Source organism: Thermoactinomyces daqus (assembly GCF_000763315.1).
GTDB lineage: Bacteria > Bacillota > Bacilli > Thermoactinomycetales > Thermoactinomycetaceae > Thermoactinomyces_A > Thermoactinomyces_A daqus.
Map to the genome: position 1 here is coordinate 1 of NZ_JPST01000014.1, position 18,997 is coordinate 18,997.

Sequence of the window (18,997 nt, forward strand, 5' to 3'; positions counted from 1 at the left end):
TTCTTTGTCAACAACCTCAAAGACCCCAAAGGGTCTTGAGTTTTTTGGAAAATTTTTTACACATAGAGGTGGAAGTTTTTCTGCAGCGGCCTTTGTGACGTAGAAACCGGGAGCAAAGAAAAGCATCCATCCCCGTCGTCCACCGTGAAGTCTGAAGCACCGCAATCGGATCTTTTCTGATGCCGTCCAAGGCAATTTCTTTGCTCTTGATGCAGGCCGTTTTCTTCTTGTTTATTCCGGTTGATCCTGTGCCTGCACCTTGCCGGTATAGTAATAGACACCGGCATAAATCGTTCCCGTTTCCGGCTTGGTCTCATCTGTATAGCGATAATCCCAGCTGACGACAGTGACGAGGCGTTCATTGTTGTAAAGGTTCTGCAATAGATCGGTAAACTGGCTTCTCGTTGCCTTTACCTCCAGTTTCACCCAAATCGGCTTGAGATCGGGAGACTGAACCAGGTTCAGTTCCTTCGCCAGCTGCTCCGTACTGTACGAATCGTCTGTTATGGTGTCAGCCCCGCTCTTCTGTACCCGGAGCGCTTCACTTATGTCGCCGACCAGCTCCAGATGCAGGGGGACGGCCCCGGCCTTGGTGATGTCCTGCCCCAATTGCACCATGAATTCGGGGTGGTTCTCACCTGCCGGCACTTGTTTGCCCAGTTGCTCCCGTTCAAAATCGGAAAGTCCGAGCGGCAGAGACCAGGTGATGCTCATATATTTTTCATAGCGCTTCAGATTGGCATTCAGCGCCGTTTCTTCCTGCCGCAGCATCTCAAACTTCAGATAAACCGGCCTGATCTCAAAATAATAGAGGATAAGCCACAGAATAAGTCCGATCGCGACCGCACTCAAAAGAGTTGTCCCTGACTTCCATCTCCTTGGGGAAACAGGCTTTCGAATGGCAGTTCCCCCCTTTGTTTCGCATTTTGCTCGTCTTCAGCTTCATCGGGATCTGTCTCTTTCAGATCAAAATGAAAGCGGACGATCACCCCATTTTTATTGTCATTGGTCTTCACCGACAGATCCGTACAGGAATCGCCGATGCAATCAATCCATCCCTGTTGAACCTTGTCACGGTTCCCGTTTACCGTTTTATTGACAAAATCGGATGCAACGGCTGCATCGGAAAACAAGCCCCAGCCATACAGCCGGTTGCCCACGCCGCTCAGTTCAAACAGTTTCGTCTGTGGCGGCAACGAGCCCATCAGCGCCTCGACTCCCTGCTGCCACTCAATGCGCTGCTGATCCGCTTTCCTTACCGTATCCCGGTAGGCAAACTCAGCGCCGTGTTCCTTGAAAAACTTCTTTTCGGCCCGTTCCTTTTCCATCGCATCGTTTACCGTTTTCCGCTTGGACTCCACCCGCTGCTCCATTTGTTCCACTCTTTCCTTCAACTTGTCATTCACCAGTTCGATGCCCGCCACTCCTGACACGAAAATGACAAGAATCAAAGAGAGCCATAGATAAAACCAGCGTTTAACCAGCGGTTGCCTTGGCAGAAAATTCATGGTTGCAGCACCTCCCCCTCGCGCAAAACCAAGCCCAGCGGAACGGAAAGGGAGGTGCCGACCCAACGGGAGGCCTTTTCTCTCAAGCGTTCGGTCATGACCAATTCCGCGGGCGGGGCAACACTGACGGCTGCTTCAGTCTGTTGGTTCAGCCAATGTTCCAGCAGATACAGATCCAATCCTTCTCCTGTGAGAATCCACTGTGCTCCCGGCTTAAGAAAACGTCTTTTCCCTGTTTGATCCATCCACTCTGTCAACCGCGAAAAAAGCGCCCTCCCATAGCGCGCCACCTCCGATTCCTCCTGCAGAACCGGCTTTAACGGATCCGGATACGGACGGTCTGCCCCGTCGAGAAAGAAGGTAAGCGGCAAGTGAAACGGACGGATATCGGTGAATTTTCCATCGACAAAAAAACTGACTTCCACTTCCGTCTTGGAAATTTGCACAATCACCGTATGAGCCGAAGCGATCTCTCTGCTGGCATTGATCCAACGAAATAGCGAAAAAGGAGACAGATCGATATGAGTCGGATCCAGACCGCAATAGCGAAGCACCCTGGTCAAGGTGTCGATATACGACTTGGAAATCAGGGCCAGCAAGATTTTCTGCTCGTCCCCATCGGCCCAGACATGATCGACCAGCTGGTAGTCAAACGCCGGATCGGGAAAAGGCAAATCCAACACAGAAAGCAGGTGCTCCTCAATCCACCTGCGGTATTTCCGCTTGGGCATCTCCGGGACGGTCACGTGTTTGAACACCACTTCATGACAACTGATCCCGACATGAACCCGCTCCGTATGCAATTCACGCCCCAGCAGCGCCTCCTGAATCGTCTGAACCAGCTCTTCCCGCTCCAAAAATGCCGCATCCTTGGACCAGATCCCCGGAAAGGGATGGACGACATACTGCTGAAGCGTGATTCCCCGACGATTCCTTTTCACTTCCGCCAGCTTGAAATAAGAGGGCGATAACTCTATGCCAATATGATAGGCCATACAAAAATCTCCTTTATTCCCTTTCGATCTTTTCCCGGATCGGAGAAAGCAACGCAAATCCTCTCTATTTATTTCACAACTTTATTCGTTCATCCCTCTATTTTTATATCATTATCACAGAAGTTTCCCATTTGTCCATGAGTTCACTGCATTTGAATAGTTGCTTCCGAAACTAACCGAATTCATTCCCGTTTTCGCAAACAATGGAATACATCCATGTCTTTTTGGCGCAACTGACCGGCCAGGAACGGGAATCAAAGGGGGCGCCCCCCCACCGAGCGGGCCTGTGAGTTTTTGCAAGAGCATGGGTTTAAAGTGAAAAACATGGTTGGTGGGATGCTCGCGCTGCCCTTCTTAAATGCCTGGGTAAGATCGGTGTTAATAAAGAAATTTCAATTTATTGTCTTTAACAAATCTTAACATTCATTGTATAACATGTGATCGGGTGTTGCTCTACAAGGAATCTTCCTTTTCACACGAATCTTTGGAATTTGGAGGCCACCTGATATAATCAATGTTAATTCAGATATTCAAAGAGAGGCTAGCATGTCTGAACGTCGTTTTGATCCAGCCAAGATAGATAAATTGGACAATCCCGAACGCAGAAAGGCACTCCCCCTACAAGTACCTCTACAAATCCTGAGCTGCATAAATCATCCCTTTCAGCAATGGTTCCAAGCCATTTTGTAAAATGGGAAATAAGAAGGCGTAATCTTTTCGCGGCATATTCCCCAACATCACTAAATGACCCAAAAGAACCACCACCGGAAGTAAAATGCCGTTTGTAATGGCAATGGCTTCTATTCCGGCATAGGCTCCAAAAAAACAAAGAGCGATGATCGACAGTGCAATGACAAAATTGGGGGTGCTGATTAAATAGGATGCATTTGTCCAATTAGACGTATCCTTCAGCGTGACGAAAACGCCAATAAACAAATCCGCACAAATGAGTAGGATCACAACCACGGCAGGGAGTTTACCAACGTGTTTCGATATCCAAAATACAAGATTGGCCTGCTTGGTTCGTTTCATAATGACCAACCAAATGAGAACAACTGCACCTGCCAGTAGGACAGCAACCCAGGAATCACGCCCCGCGGATTCCAATAAAGCAGGGGTAATGATCACATGGGTCTGGATTCCCACGGCTGTTATGATTAACATGGTTAGTTGCAAAACATTGATCGAGGCAGATGTTGTTTTCATCATAAACCTCCTTTCTATTTAAGATGCTAAAAAGTATATTTGTATATGCATGTAGCGAAGCAGCGAAGGTGAAACAGATCCATGTAAAAAGCCATGAGTTACCATCCCACGGCCCCAAGGATTTTTCCTGCGGTTATGAAAAATGTTGGTTTACTTCGGATGGTTTTCAAAAAAGCCCCACATGATCGAACTGGCTTTAAAGTCCTTTGGGATCGGTGTAAGAACCTGCTGTGCTGCCAGCCGACCACACCTCATTCCGTCTACCATTACTGCCATGACAGCATTTCCACTTTAATCCTTAAAGGGGTCTCGACATTGGCGTTTTTTTGTATTGGAGCAGCATTTTCTCCTTATCGCTGTTTGACCACCATGCGAATGCCTTTTTTCGGACGGAGCGTGACCAGAGGCTCCGGCTCGACGGACGGATGGTTCGGAGCGAGCTCCAACTTGTAGCGCTGCCCGATCGTCGCCAAAAGTAGCACCGCTTCCATCAGCGCGAAGTTGTTGCCGATGCAGATACGGGGCCCGCCGCCGAAAGGAAAGTAGGCGAACTGCGGTATGCGTTTTAAGATGTCGCCTTCAAAACGCTCGGGGAAAAATCGGTCCGGATTCTCAAAGTACTCTTCCTTGCGGTGCATGACGTACTGGCTCATCATCAGCGTCTCACCTGGTTCGAAGCAGTATTCTCCAATCTGCACTGGCTCCACCGCCTCGCGGCTAATTGACCAGGCGGGCGGATAGAGACGCATCGCCTCCCAGAGAATGTTGTTTGTGTAGGTCAGACTCGGGATGTCATCAACGGTCGGAAGTCGACCCTCGAGCACGTTGTCCAGTTCGTCCCAAAAGCGCCGCTCCACTTCCGGATGCTGCGACAGCAGATACCAAGTCCACGACAGAGTGTTAGCCGTCGTCTCGTGTCCAGCGATAAAGATTGTCATCACCTGGTCCCGCACCTCCTGATCAGTCATGCCGGTTCCGTTCATCTCGTCGCGAGCGGCAAGGAGCATTGATAGCAGATCGCCCCGTTCCGGTTCGCTCTGACTGCGACGTTCTTCGATGATGTGGTAAATTGTCTTGTCAAGCACCTCGATCGCATGTTGAAATTCCCGGTTGCTCTTGGTCGGTACAGCCAGTGGAATGTCGATGAATGAACTGGCCCTGCGGCTGACGTAATGCATACCGACGTCGATAGCGTGACCGATGTCGTGAACGTCTTGTCGAACATCGATGCCAAACATTGTATCCGTGATGATCGCCAGCGTCAGTTCCATCATGTCCTGGGTGATCAGTCTCTCCTCGCGGTCCTGCCACCCATCGATCAGGTTTTTGGCGAACTCCACCATCCTGTCGCCGTAGGCGGCAATGCGCTGCTTGTGAAACACTGGCTGGATAAGCCGGCGTTGGCGCAAGTGCTTCTTGCCTTCGCTGGTCAGCAGCCCTTCTCCAATCACGGCTTTGGCTGTTCTTAAGCCCTTTGCTTTGTGGAAGCTGGATTGTTTCGTCACCAGCACTTCCTTTATATATTCGGGATTGCTGATCAGATAGATGTGACGCTGCGGTCCGAAGCGGATGTGAACCACGTCTCCATGTTCTTTCGCCGCCTTTTGCAAAAATCCGAGCGGATCCTTACGGAAAGCGAATAGATTGCCTGAGATCGGCAACCCTCTCGGACCTGTAGTGATATTGTTTGTCATCGTTTCACCTCGTCGCGTAGTGTTTTGTTTGTAGTATTACCGTTTTTCGCAGTTTCATACAATAAGAAAGGCTTCTTGAGGCCCGATCTTGCTGATAAACCTAGTGCTGAACATCGATTTAGCACTAGAAGTCGGGAATTCTTGAAAAAGTCGAATGCTGATGAACAGGATGAAAATCATGAATACACCCTGGGGGTAGAGATACAGAGCGGCGATTTTGGTTTGGCTGTAGTAGCATGTGGACTTGGATAAACGGTTAGCGATATAGGAGTAAGAGTTCTTTTAATTATAGGCTGGGAGTACTCAAAAAATTAAGTCAAGGATGGGAAATGTAATGAAAATTCGTCCTTTGCACAACTATGAAAATCCTCCTTTGGATTTGCTCTTACTTGCTGATCCTTCTTTAGAAGTTGTAAATAGCTATATTAGTCGAGGGCATTGTTTCGTCGCAGAAAGAGACAGACAAATCATCGGAGTATATGTGTTAATAGACACTCGACCTCAAACTGTGGAGCTTGTTAATATTGCTGTTTTAGCGCAGGAGCAAGGAAAGGGTATTGGAAAAAAGTTAGTTTTACATGCTATTGAAACAGCTCAATCAATGGGATATAAAACGATAGAAATCGGGACTGGTAATTCTAGTATTTCTCAATTAGCCCTATATCAGAAATGTGGCTTTCGTATTATTGGTATAGATAGAGACTTTTTCATCAATCATTACCAAGATGCGATTTATGAAAATGGAATTCAGTGTCGAGATATGATCCGTCTCTCAAAGAATCTGTCTGAAGAAGGATAAACATTAAAAGGGTGGGAGGGAATATGATAATACAACGGACACCACCTAAAAAGAAGGCCCGGGAGCTGGCTAAGTACCTTCGCGAAGAGCGGCCAGATTACAATTACCTAAAGAGTGTATTCCGTCACTTACGTGCCGAGTTGGAAGTTGAAATGCCAAAAACAAATAAGAAATTGCCATATGTGCCTACAGAGGATGAAATTAAGCGCTTTTATGAAGCCGTTTGGAAGGCAAAGAATTTCCAAGACATGATGATCATAAAGACTCTACTTTATACGGGTGTTCGCGAGTTAAGTCCGTATAATTGTCACATAATTTTGGACTTGATCTGTTCGCGTGAGCGAACTTACTAATATCAAGTTAAGCGATGTTGATTTCCACCGTTGCCAGATCCGAGTGAATCAGGGTAAAGGCAAGAAGGACCGAATTCCAGCGAAATCGATGCAGCCATGATCAATTCATTGGTGTCCATCTGCGTAACTGTGCCGATTACGCTGTTAACGGGAGCCGGCACGATCTTGGTTACGGTTTATTTCAATTTGCAGACGCAGAAGATTGCGGTGCAATCTCAGCGATCAGCGCTAAGGGATAAGATATTGGAGAAAAGGTTGGAATATATCCTGAAATTCAAAGAAAGTTATGGGAAATTATAGAATGCAGGAGGAATTACGGTTTAATATCTGATGAAGCTATCGCTCTTCGGGCTAAAGAATTAGTTATTAAAGTTGACGATTATAGAGAAAAACACGAGGTATTTCTTTCGTCAGAGCTAAATAAGCAAATATTCGGTCTTAATTTACATATTTCGTTTATTTCATTAGGAAACTATGAGATTATGGATCTATTTAATCATTGCCTCCGAATCATCAATTTAATCAAACAAGAGTTAAACTTAGAAGCAGTTGATGAGGAGGCCTTTGCGGTCTTTTTTTATTCAATTCCCAATTTGGTCAAATGGCTTAGTTCGAAATCAGTTGGACGGTCATACGATATCATCGTGCAACCGTACTTAAAAAAGGAGTGAATTGTATGGAACACGTAAGGCCTCCGATGTATCCGATGCCAATGTACCCAATGCCTCCCATGTATCCGATGCCTCACTATCCCAGACATCATCATCACCATCACTATCATAAATTGTACAAAGCGTACTGTCACAGCAAAAAAGCCACGAAGATACTAAAACATATTCTTTGTCATAGATGGCATCACTGGCATGATTCCTCCAGCAGTTCTCATTGGCACGATAGCAGTTCCTCCTCCAGTTCTCATTGGCGGGACAGTAGTTCCTCTAGTAGTTCCTGATCGAAAGCATCGAATGGAAAATGGCAAAAAGGAAGTGAGAAAAATGGATTTTGGTTATCCCTATGATTATCCGTACACGATTTCAGTTCGTCGGGAAGAACAAAGACATCCTGGAGCTATGCAGGAGATCATAACCAAACATATGAGCATAGCAGAAGACATCCAACGAAGGATATCCAGTATTGACGACAGGTTTGAACGAATCGAAAAAATGATCCAAGAAAGAATGAGACGAGGTTAGCTTTGATTCGTCAAGGTATCCGCGTCCGCCGGTGCTACGAGAATGGCGGATGCGGACTTTAACGGTGCTTACATGCATGTTAAAACAAGTTTGCCAATGAGGCTCCAGTAAAGTTGGTTGTTTCTAATTCTTCACGGTAAGGTGACTCATTCCTCCATTTCCATTTAGAACCCAAATCCTCCGCCGACAAAGACGAAGATGGTAGCAATCACAAGAAGGAAAATCAAAAGTCTTCTCCACCCGAAGCCAAAACCGAAACAGCTACCTCCGAAACCGCCGAAACCACCAAAACAACTAAATCCCATTTATCTGCCTCCCTGTTTCAAATTCGGTATATCGTATTCGCGGATGAAGAAAGGGAAAGTGCTTTTATCCTATATCCATTGATTTTTGGACCAATATCTTCTTAGACCGCCTTTCCATCCCACGAATAACGTCTGCTCTCCGGGTGATTCTTTTGTTTATTGACAACAAAAAAGCCATCCTTTTGGACGGCTGATGGGCTGGCTATCATGGGGTTCCATTAAAGATACGTCGTATCACCGTATACGGTCTCTTTCCCCTGTATACTGATAATCTAGTTCATCATATGATGATTTCCCTTTGGGTGTGACAGAATGCTGACACCCAGTACCAATCGTTAACCAAAAACATATAATATTAGAAAGAGTTTTACTTTCATCTACTTCCCCGCTTTTACTCCATCCTTTTTCATTTCTTCCCCTACCCTATGAGCTTCCTTTTGTTTTCCATTGAAAGGAGGCGATTGGTATGAGTTTTAGAAGAGATCACGATCATTGCCGCCATCACCGCCGTCGCCATCATCGCCGTCGTTGTCACCGTCGCCGTTGTCATCGCCGTCGTTGCCATTGCCGGAATTAATCACTAAGATAAAGAGTGTTACTAACCCTTTAAAGCAAACACTGTCTTTTCATTTTGTTTCGTTTTGTTCTTACCATATGGTTAGTAACCCTCTTTTACATAATAGATTTGGTTCTTGTTTCGGGGTAACCTAAGCAGTCAGATACTCCTTCAAGATTTCGCCGCATTCGACCTTGATCCACTCATTCAGGAACTTCATTTCCTGCCGGTATCCTTTGTACTTGTAGGCTACATGGCGATACTCCGGTTCCTGTTTGATCTCGATGATCTCTCCCGGTGATCTTCTGAAATATCCCCGCAGCTCCGTCATGTCCTTTAAGATGCGGTCCATCACTTGATCAATCATCCATCCGTAAACATCGGCCATTTTCAAATGGGAAAGTTGCTTTCGATCGCGAGACAAGGCTGATAGCAGTACTTCCAGATGAACATATCGCTTCAGTTTCAGCATGAATTCTTGATGGCCATCATCCAGCAGCATGATGATCACCTTCAAACAAGAACTCCTGAAACACCGGCAGCCGTATCATTCCCCGTTTCGTCCAGCCACGGGACTTCACTTTCATCCGGATCTGTGGGTCAAGGTAGATAAAATCTTTATCCTCGCGGATCTTCCCTTGCTCGGCAATGGACCACACTGCCTTCCGAACATCTGGCGGCGGTGGAAACTCGATCAACCCTGCCGATCGTATTCTCCCGCTTTCCTCGATGCCGATCAGCCAGCCGAATTCACCTTTCCTCAGCCCGGTCAACCGGACATCATGATAATGATAGTTGATGACTTTGAGCCAATCATGCGATCGCTTACCAATTTGATATATGGATTCTTTGCGCTTCATGACGATTCCCTCGAGGCCCTGCTCACTGATCAGGTTAAAGAAAATCCTTCCCTGTTCCCCAGGTATCCACCTCACCAGGGCAAGGTGGTCTTGATCTTGGATATGTTCCTCTAACAAGACTTTCCTTTCCATAAGTGGCAGCCGCGTCAAGTCCTCTCCCTTTAACCACAGAAGATCGAACACACAGTATTCCACCGGGTACGAATCGACCAACGATTCCATTTTTCGTGGGTTCGTCGTCTGAAACCGTTTCATAATTGCTTCAAAGTCCGGATGGCCTTTTTCATCGGTAACAATCAACTCACCGTCGAGTATGGTATCTGGCGGAAGATGAAGCCTGGACAATTCGGGAAATCGATCCAGACAAGGGGTTCCATGTCGGGTCCAGCACTGAAGCTTGCCATCGACGTTGGACAAAATCAAGCGAATCCCATCCAGCTTTAACTCACAAATATAGGAATCATCGCTCATGGCGTTGTCTGCTTTGTGCAAGAGCATGGGAGATAGAAACATGGGATATCACCAATTTCTATCATATCATTTCCACTTTTTCTGAATGGTTGGTAATGAATGGGGATCTATTCAAAGACCGCTTTCACTTTGTTTACCTGCCGTTTGATTTTGGTTGGCCATCCATACCAATCATGATGGAACGTCTGACTCATCTGATAAAAATACGGGTCACCCGTCATCTGGTACAAGGTCTCCAACTGTTCAATATGAACCATGTGGATTTGTCAGAAATGGGGGCAACACAGAAGAGACAAAGAAAATCAGAGATTTAACTTTCATCCTTAATATCATTGATCAGATCATATTTCATATGATTCATAATGTGATCGATCATATAAAAAAGAGCTACCTATCGCAGGTAGCTTGTTTGTTTCCGGGAAACAGATTTGGTTCTGGCGTCATCATTCATTTATTCGTAAGGAGTAGCGAATTTGTGTCCTTTTGAGTGTTATAGTAGATGGATAAAAAGGTGTCTCAAAATGGTGTCCAAATAAGCAGTTTTTCATCTTCGCATGAAGGCAGGAGCCTCTAATCGCTTGAAATCTTACGGACTCCGTAAGGGTTCCACCTTTGGTTTGGGTGTGCCTTGAAGATGCGAACGTCCCAGTAGCCACCAAACGCTTCTCCTCGCTTCTTGGATTCGGATGATAGCCTTGTCCATGACATAATCAAAAACGGGCATCTCTTCACGCAACGCGAGAAGTTCTCCAATCGCTTCTTCATACAGTTCGCAAATCCGATGGATTCTCTCTTGTTTGGTCATGGTGTCCTCCTTGTATCGCCCATTTCTTCATCATGATCTCCGTCAGGCATTCCTCGGCTTTCGGGATATTCAGGGCGGTGGCTACTTTCAAAATCGCCGGCGTTTTCAGACGAGTGATCGTTCTTCTGGAAATCCCCAACTCTTCGCATACTTCATAATCCGATGGATGCCGGGGATTAAAGTATTTTTCCTCGATATATTGTCGTTCCCATTCCGTTAAAATCTCCAGTGATTTTTCGATCTGTTGAATCTTGATTTCCTTGGTCACTTTCTCGATGGCCATCCGTTCGGTTGTGGATGGGTATCCGGTATAAGCGGGACTTGTTCTTTCCTTGTATAGGGGAATATTGGCTGCGATTTTCTGATTCTCAATGGAGATCTTCCATACCGGGTATTGATACAAGGTCAATTCCGTTTCTCTCATGACATCTTTGACGGTTTCCTTCCAAACCATGGATGCCTCCTGATTCTGAAGAGATCCCTATTTATGATCAAGTTGATTATCATTATACCATATCTTTGCCATTCTGTTGAAATTAAGGTAACGATTTAAACGATTTGTTCATTGAAAAAGGAATTGTTTCACCTTTTGTTTTACATCGGATATTCCCGTGATATAATGGGGGGAGTAGAAGCGTTGGATAGGAGTGAAAGGGATGTTAAAGCCAAATCTGGAGTTGATTTTAAGTCAAAAGAAACAGGAAGGGTTGATGCTGAACCTGAACGACCAAAAAGTGAAGCTGACCAAAACGAATCTGGCCATTGCCTTAGGCGTTGTCAAACAACAAATCACCATGTGGTGTACCGGAGCCGCTTATCCCCGACCGGAAACGATGTTCAAACTGGCGAAGATTTTGGGTGTCAAAGTGGATGATCTCTATACCTTGGAAGAAACCGAGGAAGAATTGCAGCAAGAACGGGAAGAAATCGAGAAACGATTGAAAGAGAAAGAAGAGGAAGCCAAACGCCGGAAACAAGCCTATCGACTGGCGAAACAAATCCAAGAGGGAGAAGAAAATGAATGAAGCCCAAAGTCTACTTCTGCCAAGTTTGTGGAGAACGCTTTAGTTACCCGGATATCGTTTGCGCCAAGCATCAACTGGAACGGGATCGGATTCAGAAAAAATGGAGAGAAGACCCGGGGTATCAAAAGATTCAGGAAGAGGCACGGAAACGAATCGAGAAGTACTTCCCAAAGAAATAAAAAATCTCCCGTTTCAGGGAGAGCATTTGATTCAAGGAGTTCAGGTTCATGATCAACTTCTTATAGTATAGCGTTATTGGACGCAAGTTGTGAAGTTTTCTCACAGAAAAAAGATGGCGCAAAGTTGACGCAAAATCTGGCGCGCACCGGAATCCATCCTTTCTTATAATGAAGACAATGGCATAGGAACGCATTTCCGCTCTCCCCTTTCGCACCTTCGGGTGCGTTTTTTTCTTGGCCCAATTCGACGCAAAAGAGAAAGAGGAGAAACGCATGGACTCATTGATCGTACTGGCGGTTTACCTGGGATTCATTGCAGGCATTCCCTTCTTCCTGAGAAGAGAAAACACGAAAGAAGATTATCTGGCAGGGAATCGGAAGTTCGGCACATGGAGCATGGCGCTGTCCGTTGCTTCGACATGGATTTGGGCGCCGGCTCTTTTTGTTTCTGCCGAAAAGGCGTATTCCAACGGAATTCCGGGACTGTTCTGGTTCCTGGTGCCGAATGTCCTTTGCCTGCTGATCTTCATCCCGATTGCCAAGCGGATTCGGGAGCAAATGTCAAATGGCTTTACGCTGTCGGAATATATGGAGCATCGCTATTCCCCTCAACGGTGTATCTGTTTCAGTTGTCGGCATTGTCCCTGTTCTCCACCGTGGTTCACCGCGGGCATCCTACTGCACGCCGCCAACGGGGTTTCCTTCAACGTCAGCCGCGGCACAGGATGGCTTCTTGATCGGATCGGGCCAAACATGCTTTTTTATGCATAGATCTATCACCTCTAATGTCCGATAAGGCTTATTATTTATAAATAGCCCAAATTGAAATAAAGCCGATTCCTAGTATAGGAACGGCTTTTTTCTGGTTTTTTCTATCCGAAACTGTATATTTTACACGTATCTCGGACTTACCCCAACCAACGGCGCAGCCAATGGCTCCAAACTTCCAAATGAACGGCATCTGCCAAGGGAAGAAGTGAGGCGGATGCTGGATGAACAAATGGCCAGCAAGGAAGAGCGTCGGATGCTGTATGAACTGGAGCAGATCGAGAATTACCCGGTTCAGTACGTGAAGGATTTGCAGTATCTCCGGAAGCTGATGGTGGAGTATCCATCAGTAGACATGTTGGAGGAGATCAAGAAATTCGCCGCACACAAGCTGGACAAGCCCTTGAAGAAGAAATCAAATCCCCGGCTGGCCCTTCGACGAAAAGGGGTACATCGGAACGTATCAAGTCCGGTGGAAAAACGTGAAGACGACTCGACTCGATGCCAAAGCCTTTGAAATGGAGCATCCGGACTTGGCCCAAAAATACAAAAGAGAATCGACTTATCGCCGATTCTCCTTATCCCGAGGTTGAGATTGATTGGACAGAGAGGAATGGCGGTTCCCCTCTGTGTGGATGGCCGTTTACAGACCGGGAAATACGAGAATCAGTAAGGGCGTACGGTCTATACGACGGATGTCGTGGCCGAGAGTGTTCAGTTCCTGGAGCCGAAGGGTTCTCGTGAGGGAACAGGTTCCAAAGATCCTTTTGCGGAAAACCCCATTGATATCTCTGATGCAGATTTGCCTTTTTGACAGACTGACGGGTCCCTCAGTACCCGGGGGACTCTTTTTAACCATAAAGGAGAGAACAACATGAACGCACAGAAAGCCATTCAAGCCGGAGCGTTGACTTTTTATCACCAGATGGCCAAGCAAGTGGCAGAGGAAGTGATGGAATGGGCTATTTTTTGAAGAAGAGATCAAAGGATGACAGGAGGAATTACAATGACCATGAAAATCAGAAAAGTGACGGGAATCGGAAATGTCATGATTCCAAAAGAGTATCGGGATCAGATGGGGTTACAAGCGGGGGATCAGGTGCTGATCACCTGCCAAGACAACAAACTCATCATCACCAAAGTGGATGAAAGGAAATTGGCCAAGCTGATCAATGAATGAGGTGAAGGGCAGCCGAAAAAAGGGGCTGCCTTTTCGTTTTCCTTCCTATCCCTTATCCTCACATTTTCATGTGTCTCAAAATGGTGTCCAATTAGTTTAGACGATTAGCGAAAAAAGTTCACGGATTGCGTCCAAAAACTTCAGATTTCCTAACATACTGGGTTGATATTATAATCTTAAAAATTACTTCTTTAGACAAAAATAAAATGAATCATATTACAAATAAACTGGTATATTTATTATTTTAAATGAATCAATTTTCGCGATAATTGGTTTCAAATGCTTAAAAGCCAAGTCACTGTTTCAACATTTTTATTGGACAGAGTTGACCCAAGGTCGAGTCTGTCTTTTTTGCTCCTATATCCAATCCTTTTTGGTAGAGAGGGGTGAATCCATTACGGATCATGAATATTCCGTAATGGGAGAGATGAATCAATATTTTTATCGATTCGTAATCGTCTTTCTTTTGACCTTGGTTGGCTTTGGTATGTTGGGAGGTGGTCAAGTTTTTGCCAGTGGGGGCAGCTTTGATGTTCCTCATGTGAATGATCATTTTGAAAAAGTTCAACAAGGGCCGGAGCCACAGAAAGTAGATGGCTCATGGGACTGGGTTCCCGAGCCGATCGCGAAAGCAGTGAATTGGACAAAGGAAAAGGTCTCCAGCGGCTGGAATTGGCTGAAACAAACAGCCGACCGTGAATGGGAAAAAGCCAAGCAGGGGGATTGGCTGGACGGGATCTTGGCATTAATCCTCACGACTTTGATTGTAAGAATAAGTTTTAAAGTCGGGATATTGAGAGGCCTGTGGGATACAGTCAAGGGGATTGGCTACATGATCGTTCATCCCATCGAAACGATAAAAGGGATTGTCAGTGCGATCTATCTTGCACCCTGTTGAAACTGGAAAGGCCATCTGGCGAACTATTTCTGAGTCGTTTAAACGAGATGTCATCCATGGAGACGCCAGCAGCAGGGCGGAATGGCAAGGTTATGTGGTGGGTTCCCTTGTCGGAGCAAAAGGGGTAGATAAACTAGGCAAACTGAGCAAAGCAGCCATGCTGAGCAAAGTTTCCAAGGCGAGCAAAGCATCCAAAATAGGGCAAATGGGTCGTGTCGGTCAAGGGATCAGCCGACTCCAAGAAGGATTGCAAAAACTCCGCTTCCCGCAGGCTGTTTCCAAAGTGAAAGGCACTTTTTCCTCAGTGTGGAAAGGGATTCTCAGCCACAAAGTCGCTGCTTCGGTTATCACCGTAGCAAGCATCACTACTGGTTTTCTTGCCCTTGATCCGGAAGCTGTAGTCCAAGCGTTTAACAAAATCACGGTATCCGCTGAGAAATTTGAAGTCAAATCGGCTTTTAAAAGTGCGGAAAAATGTTTTTCTTACAAGCAGCCAACTCGCGGTTATTTTGCTGCTATACAGTTTCCCAACTGTTTTCATTCTCCAGATACAGGTGTAGGCAGTGCGAAAAAGTCAAGAAAGAGAATGCCACCCGATACCATTAGCCCCAACTTTAAAGAGATAGTTGAAGAAAATGGACAAAAGTATATTTATGAAATTGAAGGAAATAAAAAAGAATTTGTTTCTGTTGATCCGAAATATTATGGAAAAGAATTTCCTGATAAGCCTGTCATGATTAACGGAAAACCTGTTCAAATCCCGATATCAAAAGATGGTTTTCCGGATTTTAGAAAGTGGACTGTGTATGATGGTAAATTAGAAAAAGCTGATTGGTATAAGGGAGATAGAGTTCAATTTAGGAAGTTGAATAAAGAAGTGTATAACAAGATTCAGGTGGATCCCAAACTTAAACAAAATATCAATGACGGAATGATCAATGCAATAAAATATGGGAACGGGAATGGACCTGGTAAACAAAAGTTGAACGCTTTTTTTAATCACTTTCCTGCATTAAAAAAGGAGCTTACTGAAAACGACATTGAAGAACTAAAAGATGCAAAAGGGTTGCCAGACCTTACGAAAAAAATTGAAAGTGATCCTGCCTTGAAGCAAAAGTTCCTTGATGCTAATATTCAAGATATTAAAGAAGGAGTAACCCCAATTGGCTTTGTTTGGCATCATACAGAGACTCCTGGTGAAATACAACTAGTTGATCAAAAGGTTCATCAGTTAGGACAACCCCATACGGGTGGAAGATCATTATGGGGTGGTGGAAAGGACAATCGTTAGGAGGGAAGAAATGAGTCAAGAATGGAAACAAGCAATTGAAAAGAGTTATAACGAAGAAAAAGATGGAACAATTGAACGTTTGCATGAAGTACTTCAATTCCCTTATCATCCTGATACACAATGGATCTTATTTCTTGTAGAAGGATATGAGGGATTCTATGGAATACGTCCAATACCCATGAAAGGGTCCCACTCGATTTCCATCGATTCATCGAATCATCCAATTTATGAGACCAAGTTACAAGATCTAGAGTTTAGCTTCTCTTCCGTTCGTTACTTCGATCCAAATGAACTTGATGATGATGAAATCGAAGAATTTGACGAATACGCTGAAAAATATTTGTACGAGTGGTTTTCGGATCGGTTTTTAGAAGCAGGGGGAGATTCATTTCCTGTTCCCTGCTACCTGCAATTCCATGATGGTGGGAAGCGTTTTAACATGAAAACGAAACAATGGGTAGAAGAATAAGAAGGATTTTAGACACTTAATGAACCCCAAAAGTCCGAAGCGTATGGGGTCATTATACGCTGATTCTCTTTTAAGTTTTTCGAATAATATTTTGCAATGGAAAATTTCCATTTCTGCAGATAGAGGACAGTTCGGGTTTGCAACTGGTGTTATTCCAGCTCGGCTATTCCATCTATTTGTACAACATCCTTTTTTTCTCTGAGGAGGAACGCTATGGCCGGATTGAAAAACAGACGGGGCATCCTTTTGGCTTCAGGTGTAGCCGCAGCAATTGCCTTTTCCCTTCCAGTCTGTCCTTCCACTTGGGCTAATCCGCCGGTGGTCAAAGTGATGGCGAGCGATGTACGGGATCAATTGCAGAGCGATTTCAACGGGAAAAAGCAAAACATCAAGATGGAAACGGAAGGAAAGCAGGCGGTACTTACAGTTGGACAAGCTGATGACACAGCCGTCTATACTTCGCCCGTGATCAAGTCGAAGATTGTGTTTACCGATGTAGGCATCCACTGGAAAAACCGGTCGAAAAACAAGGATCTTGGCGCCCGGAATACAAAGGTGGAGGTTCGCTTCTCTGCGGACGGGCAAAAATGGTCCGACTGGCAAGTGGCCGAAGTATCGGATGATGTAGGTCCTCATCCAAATCAGGAGGAAACATTCAGCGACTTGATTTATGCCGGAAACGGACGTTACCTGCAATACCGAGTCCATCTTACCGGAAACAAAAAAGTTTTGCCACGGATCAAGGATATCAAAGTAACCTTTATTAACTCGCGCGACGGCAAAAAAATCGTATCCAAAAAGCCGTTCTGGGAAATCCTCTTCGATAAAGTCGATGCCGCAGTGAACAAGCCTGATGTCGTCTCCCGGGCAGAGTGGGGGGCTGACGAATCGCTGCGCTTTAAAGACGGAGTTGAGACCTGGCCGCGTGAATATCATCCGGTGACGCACCTGTTCGTTCACCATACGGATACGCCAAACGATGATCCTGATCCGGCGGCACGTATTCGCTCCATTTACTATTACCACACTGTCACGCGCGGTTGGGGCGATATCGGTTATAACGCCATCATCGGCAGTGATGGACGGATCTATGAAGGGCGTAAAGGAAAAGACGATGAAGTGCTGAGCAACGGCGTTGTCGGAGCAGGAACCTATGCCTTTAACTACGGAGGTTTCTCCGTTTCTTTGATGGGTAACTACCAGGACGCACCGCTTCCGAAAAACATTCGCGACTCGCTGGTGAAACTGCTTGCCTATGAAGCATCAATCAACAACATCAATCCGGTGGGCAAATCGGATTTTGTGCGGGATTATCCCTACAACGACCCCAGTGTGCCAAAAGTGGACTACAATATGCCAAACATCGCCGGCCACCGCGATTCCAAATACACACCTGGCACTGAATGTCCAGGGGACTATGTTTATAACGATCTTCCCAACATTCGCAAGGATGTGAAAGCAGCGATCGATGCCGCCAGTGTCAACCCGAACTTAAAACGGCTGTCCGGGGCAAACCGTTATGAAGTGTCGTCCAATGTCAGCCAAGAATTGTCAGCTCTCAACATTTCATCGGATACGGTGCTTTTGGCCCGCGGCGATCTTTATACCGATGCGCTTTCCGGAGGTCCGTTGGCTGCCAAAAACAAATCGCCGATCTTGCTGACCACAACCGATTCTCTGCCAACCCAGGTTCAATTGGAATTACAAAGGCGCAAACCGGGCAAGGTGATCATCCTGGGTGGAACGGGCTCCGTTTCGGCCAATGTGGAAACACAGCTCCACAATCTTGGAATCACTGATGTTGAACGGATTGCCGGTCCAAACCGCTTCGCAGTTTCCGCTTCCGTGGCTGATCAGGTGGTCGACGGCGGAACGCAAACAAAAGCGTTTATCGCCAGCGGTCTCACTTTCCCTGATGCGCTGTCGGCATCGGGAATCGCCGGGCAAAACGGCATGCCGATTTTGCAAGTATTGACCGATTCGATCCCCGACGAGACAAAAGCGTTTATTTCCGAACATCCGGAGATCAATGAATATATAATCGTCGGCGGTCCTGGAACGGTTTCGGATAATGTAAAAGCGCAATTGGAGCAAATGGGCAAACAGGTTGTGCGCATCGGCGGAGCCAACCGCTTTGAGGTGGGAGTCAACCTGGCCGACTATTTCAATGTCAAACCGTCCTCGATCGTCTTTGCCCGCGGCGATTCATTCCCTGACGCCCTGTCCGGAGGGCCACTTGCAGGACTGACCCAGTCACCGATCTTGTTGACCATGCCAAATTCATTGCCGACCCCGGTAGACAACTATCTGTCTGCTCATCAAACGGTGTTCCAAAAAGGATATATTCTCGGCGGAACGGCATCCGTTTCCACCGCCGTTGAGCAAAAAATCTCCAGCTATATGGTCAACCAGTAAACGTTCATGAAAAAAGCCGGTCTCTAT

At 46.0% G+C, this 18,997-nt stretch carries 21 protein-coding genes and 1 pseudogene; 12 read left to right on the forward strand and 10 right to left on the reverse strand.

Going from position 1 to position 18,997, the window contains the following annotated elements; translation table 11 throughout:
- Positions 1 to 231 precede the first annotated feature (231 nt).
- The 5 genes from JG50_RS0106555 to JG50_RS0106575 all read right to left on the reverse strand — a co-directional run bounded on the left by JG50_RS0106555 (position 232) and on the right by JG50_RS0106575 (position 5,403).
- Entirely contained in the window at positions 232 to 852 is a 621-nt protein-coding gene (locus tag JG50_RS0106555; protein ID WP_033100325.1) for a hypothetical protein, read from the reverse strand.
- Positions 849 to 1,508 carry a hypothetical protein gene (locus tag JG50_RS0106560; RefSeq protein ID WP_033100326.1) on the reverse strand — a complete coding sequence of 220 codons (660 nt, stop codon included), beginning with the start codon at positions 1,506 to 1,508 and terminating at the stop codon, positions 849 to 851. The genes JG50_RS0106555 and JG50_RS0106560 overlap by 4 nt, the downstream gene beginning before the upstream one ends.
- The gene (gene pilM, locus JG50_RS0106565; protein ID WP_033100327.1) at positions 1,505 to 2,503 is read right to left on the reverse strand and encodes a type IV pilus biogenesis protein PilM; all 999 of its coding nucleotides are present in this window, start codon (positions 2,501 to 2,503) and stop codon (positions 1,505 to 1,507) included. The genes JG50_RS0106560 and pilM overlap by 4 nt, the downstream gene beginning before the upstream one ends.
- A gap of 630 nt (positions 2,504 to 3,133) precedes the next feature.
- A complete protein-coding gene (locus JG50_RS0106570; RefSeq protein ID WP_052154076.1) occupies positions 3,134 to 3,709 on the reverse strand; it encodes a GerAB/ArcD/ProY family transporter in 576 nt (191 codons plus the stop codon).
- Between the two features lie 350 nt (positions 3,710 to 4,059).
- Complete coding sequence (locus tag JG50_RS0106575) at positions 4,060 to 5,403, reverse strand: cytochrome P450 (protein ID WP_033100328.1); 1,344 nt, start codon at positions 5,401 to 5,403, stop codon at positions 4,060 to 4,062.
- Between the two features lie 334 nt (positions 5,404 to 5,737).
- On the opposite strand from JG50_RS0106575, the gene JG50_RS0106580 reads away from it, so the two are divergent.
- Together JG50_RS0106580 and JG50_RS19685 are read left to right on the forward strand one after the other, a co-directional pair.
- Positions 5,738 to 6,202 carry a GNAT family N-acetyltransferase gene (locus JG50_RS0106580; RefSeq protein ID WP_033100329.1) on the forward strand — a complete coding sequence of 155 codons (465 nt, stop codon included), beginning with the start codon at positions 5,738 to 5,740 and terminating at the stop codon, positions 6,200 to 6,202.
- Positions 6,203 to 7,418: 1,216 nt separating this feature from the next.
- Positions 7,419 to 7,748, forward strand: coding sequence for a hypothetical protein (locus tag JG50_RS19685; RefSeq protein WP_152568504.1), 330 nt, complete (start codon positions 7,419 to 7,421; stop codon positions 7,746 to 7,748).
- A 1,012-nt stretch (positions 7,749 to 8,760) separates the two neighbouring features.
- Here JG50_RS19685 and JG50_RS0106605 read toward each other — a convergent pair.
- From JG50_RS0106605 to JG50_RS18730, 5 genes are all read right to left on the reverse strand, one after another.
- Positions 8,761 to 9,126, reverse strand: coding sequence for a hypothetical protein (locus JG50_RS0106605; protein WP_033100333.1), 366 nt, complete (start codon positions 9,124 to 9,126; stop codon positions 8,761 to 8,763).
- Positions 9,098 to 9,982 (reverse strand): ATP-dependent DNA ligase, encoded by an 885-nt coding sequence (locus JG50_RS0106610; RefSeq protein ID WP_033100334.1) that lies wholly within the window; start codon positions 9,980 to 9,982, stop codon positions 9,098 to 9,100. The genes JG50_RS0106605 and JG50_RS0106610 overlap by 29 nt, the downstream gene beginning before the upstream one ends.
- Before the next feature lie 65 nt (positions 9,983 to 10,047).
- A complete protein-coding gene (locus JG50_RS20005; protein ID WP_160173822.1) occupies positions 10,048 to 10,197 on the reverse strand; it encodes a hypothetical protein in 150 nt (49 codons plus the stop codon).
- A gap of 329 nt (positions 10,198 to 10,526) precedes the next feature.
- Complete coding sequence (locus tag JG50_RS19690) at positions 10,527 to 10,745, reverse strand: hypothetical protein (protein ID WP_152568505.1); 219 nt, start codon at positions 10,743 to 10,745, stop codon at positions 10,527 to 10,529.
- The gene (locus tag JG50_RS18730; protein WP_052154078.1) at positions 10,702 to 11,199 is read right to left on the reverse strand and encodes an ArpU family phage packaging/lysis transcriptional regulator; all 498 of its coding nucleotides are present in this window, start codon (positions 11,197 to 11,199) and stop codon (positions 10,702 to 10,704) included. The genes JG50_RS19690 and JG50_RS18730 overlap by 44 nt, the downstream gene beginning before the upstream one ends.
- A gap of 202 nt (positions 11,200 to 11,401) precedes the next feature.
- Here JG50_RS18730 and JG50_RS19255 point away from each other — a divergent pair, with 202 nt between their 5' ends.
- From JG50_RS19255 to JG50_RS0106655, 10 genes and pseudogenes are all read left to right on the forward strand, one after another.
- Complete coding sequence (locus tag JG50_RS19255; protein ID WP_033100335.1) at positions 11,402 to 11,770, forward strand: helix-turn-helix transcriptional regulator; 369 nt, start codon at positions 11,402 to 11,404, stop codon at positions 11,768 to 11,770.
- Positions 11,767 to 11,949, forward strand: a complete 183-nt coding sequence (locus tag JG50_RS0106625; protein WP_033100336.1) for a hypothetical protein — start codon at positions 11,767 to 11,769, stop codon at positions 11,947 to 11,949. Before JG50_RS19255 ends, JG50_RS0106625 begins: the two co-directional genes overlap by 4 nt.
- A gap of 273 nt (positions 11,950 to 12,222) precedes the next feature.
- Positions 12,223 to 12,720 carry a sodium:solute symporter family transporter gene (locus JG50_RS0106630; protein WP_033100337.1) on the forward strand — a complete coding sequence of 166 codons (498 nt, stop codon included), beginning with the start codon at positions 12,223 to 12,225 and terminating at the stop codon, positions 12,718 to 12,720.
- 214 nt (positions 12,721 to 12,934) lie between these two features.
- Positions 12,935 to 13,234, forward strand: a complete 300-nt coding sequence (locus tag JG50_RS0106635; protein ID WP_033100338.1) for a hypothetical protein — start codon at positions 12,935 to 12,937, stop codon at positions 13,232 to 13,234.
- A 114-nt stretch (positions 13,235 to 13,348) separates the two neighbouring features.
- Positions 13,349 to 13,531: pseudogene (locus tag JG50_RS20640) on the forward strand (single-stranded DNA-binding protein); the annotation flags it as partial.
- A gap of 192 nt (positions 13,532 to 13,723) precedes the next feature.
- Entirely contained in the window at positions 13,724 to 13,897 is a 174-nt protein-coding gene (locus JG50_RS19265; RefSeq protein WP_160173823.1) for an AbrB/MazE/SpoVT family DNA-binding domain-containing protein, read from the forward strand.
- 427 nt (positions 13,898 to 14,324) lie between these two features.
- Positions 14,325 to 14,795 (forward strand): hypothetical protein, encoded by a 471-nt coding sequence (locus JG50_RS0106640; RefSeq protein WP_152568506.1) that lies wholly within the window; start codon positions 14,325 to 14,327, stop codon positions 14,793 to 14,795.
- Positions 14,770 to 16,086, forward strand: a complete 1,317-nt coding sequence (locus tag JG50_RS18740) for an HNH endonuclease (RefSeq protein ID WP_052154079.1) — start codon at positions 14,770 to 14,772, stop codon at positions 16,084 to 16,086. The genes JG50_RS0106640 and JG50_RS18740 overlap by 26 nt, the downstream gene beginning before the upstream one ends.
- A 10-nt stretch (positions 16,087 to 16,096) precedes the next feature.
- Positions 16,097 to 16,555, forward strand: a complete 459-nt coding sequence (locus JG50_RS0106650) for a hypothetical protein (protein ID WP_033100340.1) — start codon at positions 16,097 to 16,099, stop codon at positions 16,553 to 16,555.
- A 213-nt stretch (positions 16,556 to 16,768) separates the two neighbouring features.
- Positions 16,769 to 18,970, forward strand: coding sequence for a cell wall-binding repeat-containing protein (locus tag JG50_RS0106655; protein WP_033100341.1), 2,202 nt, complete (start codon positions 16,769 to 16,771; stop codon positions 18,968 to 18,970).
- The last annotated feature ends 27 nt before the right edge of the window (positions 18,971 to 18,997 follow it).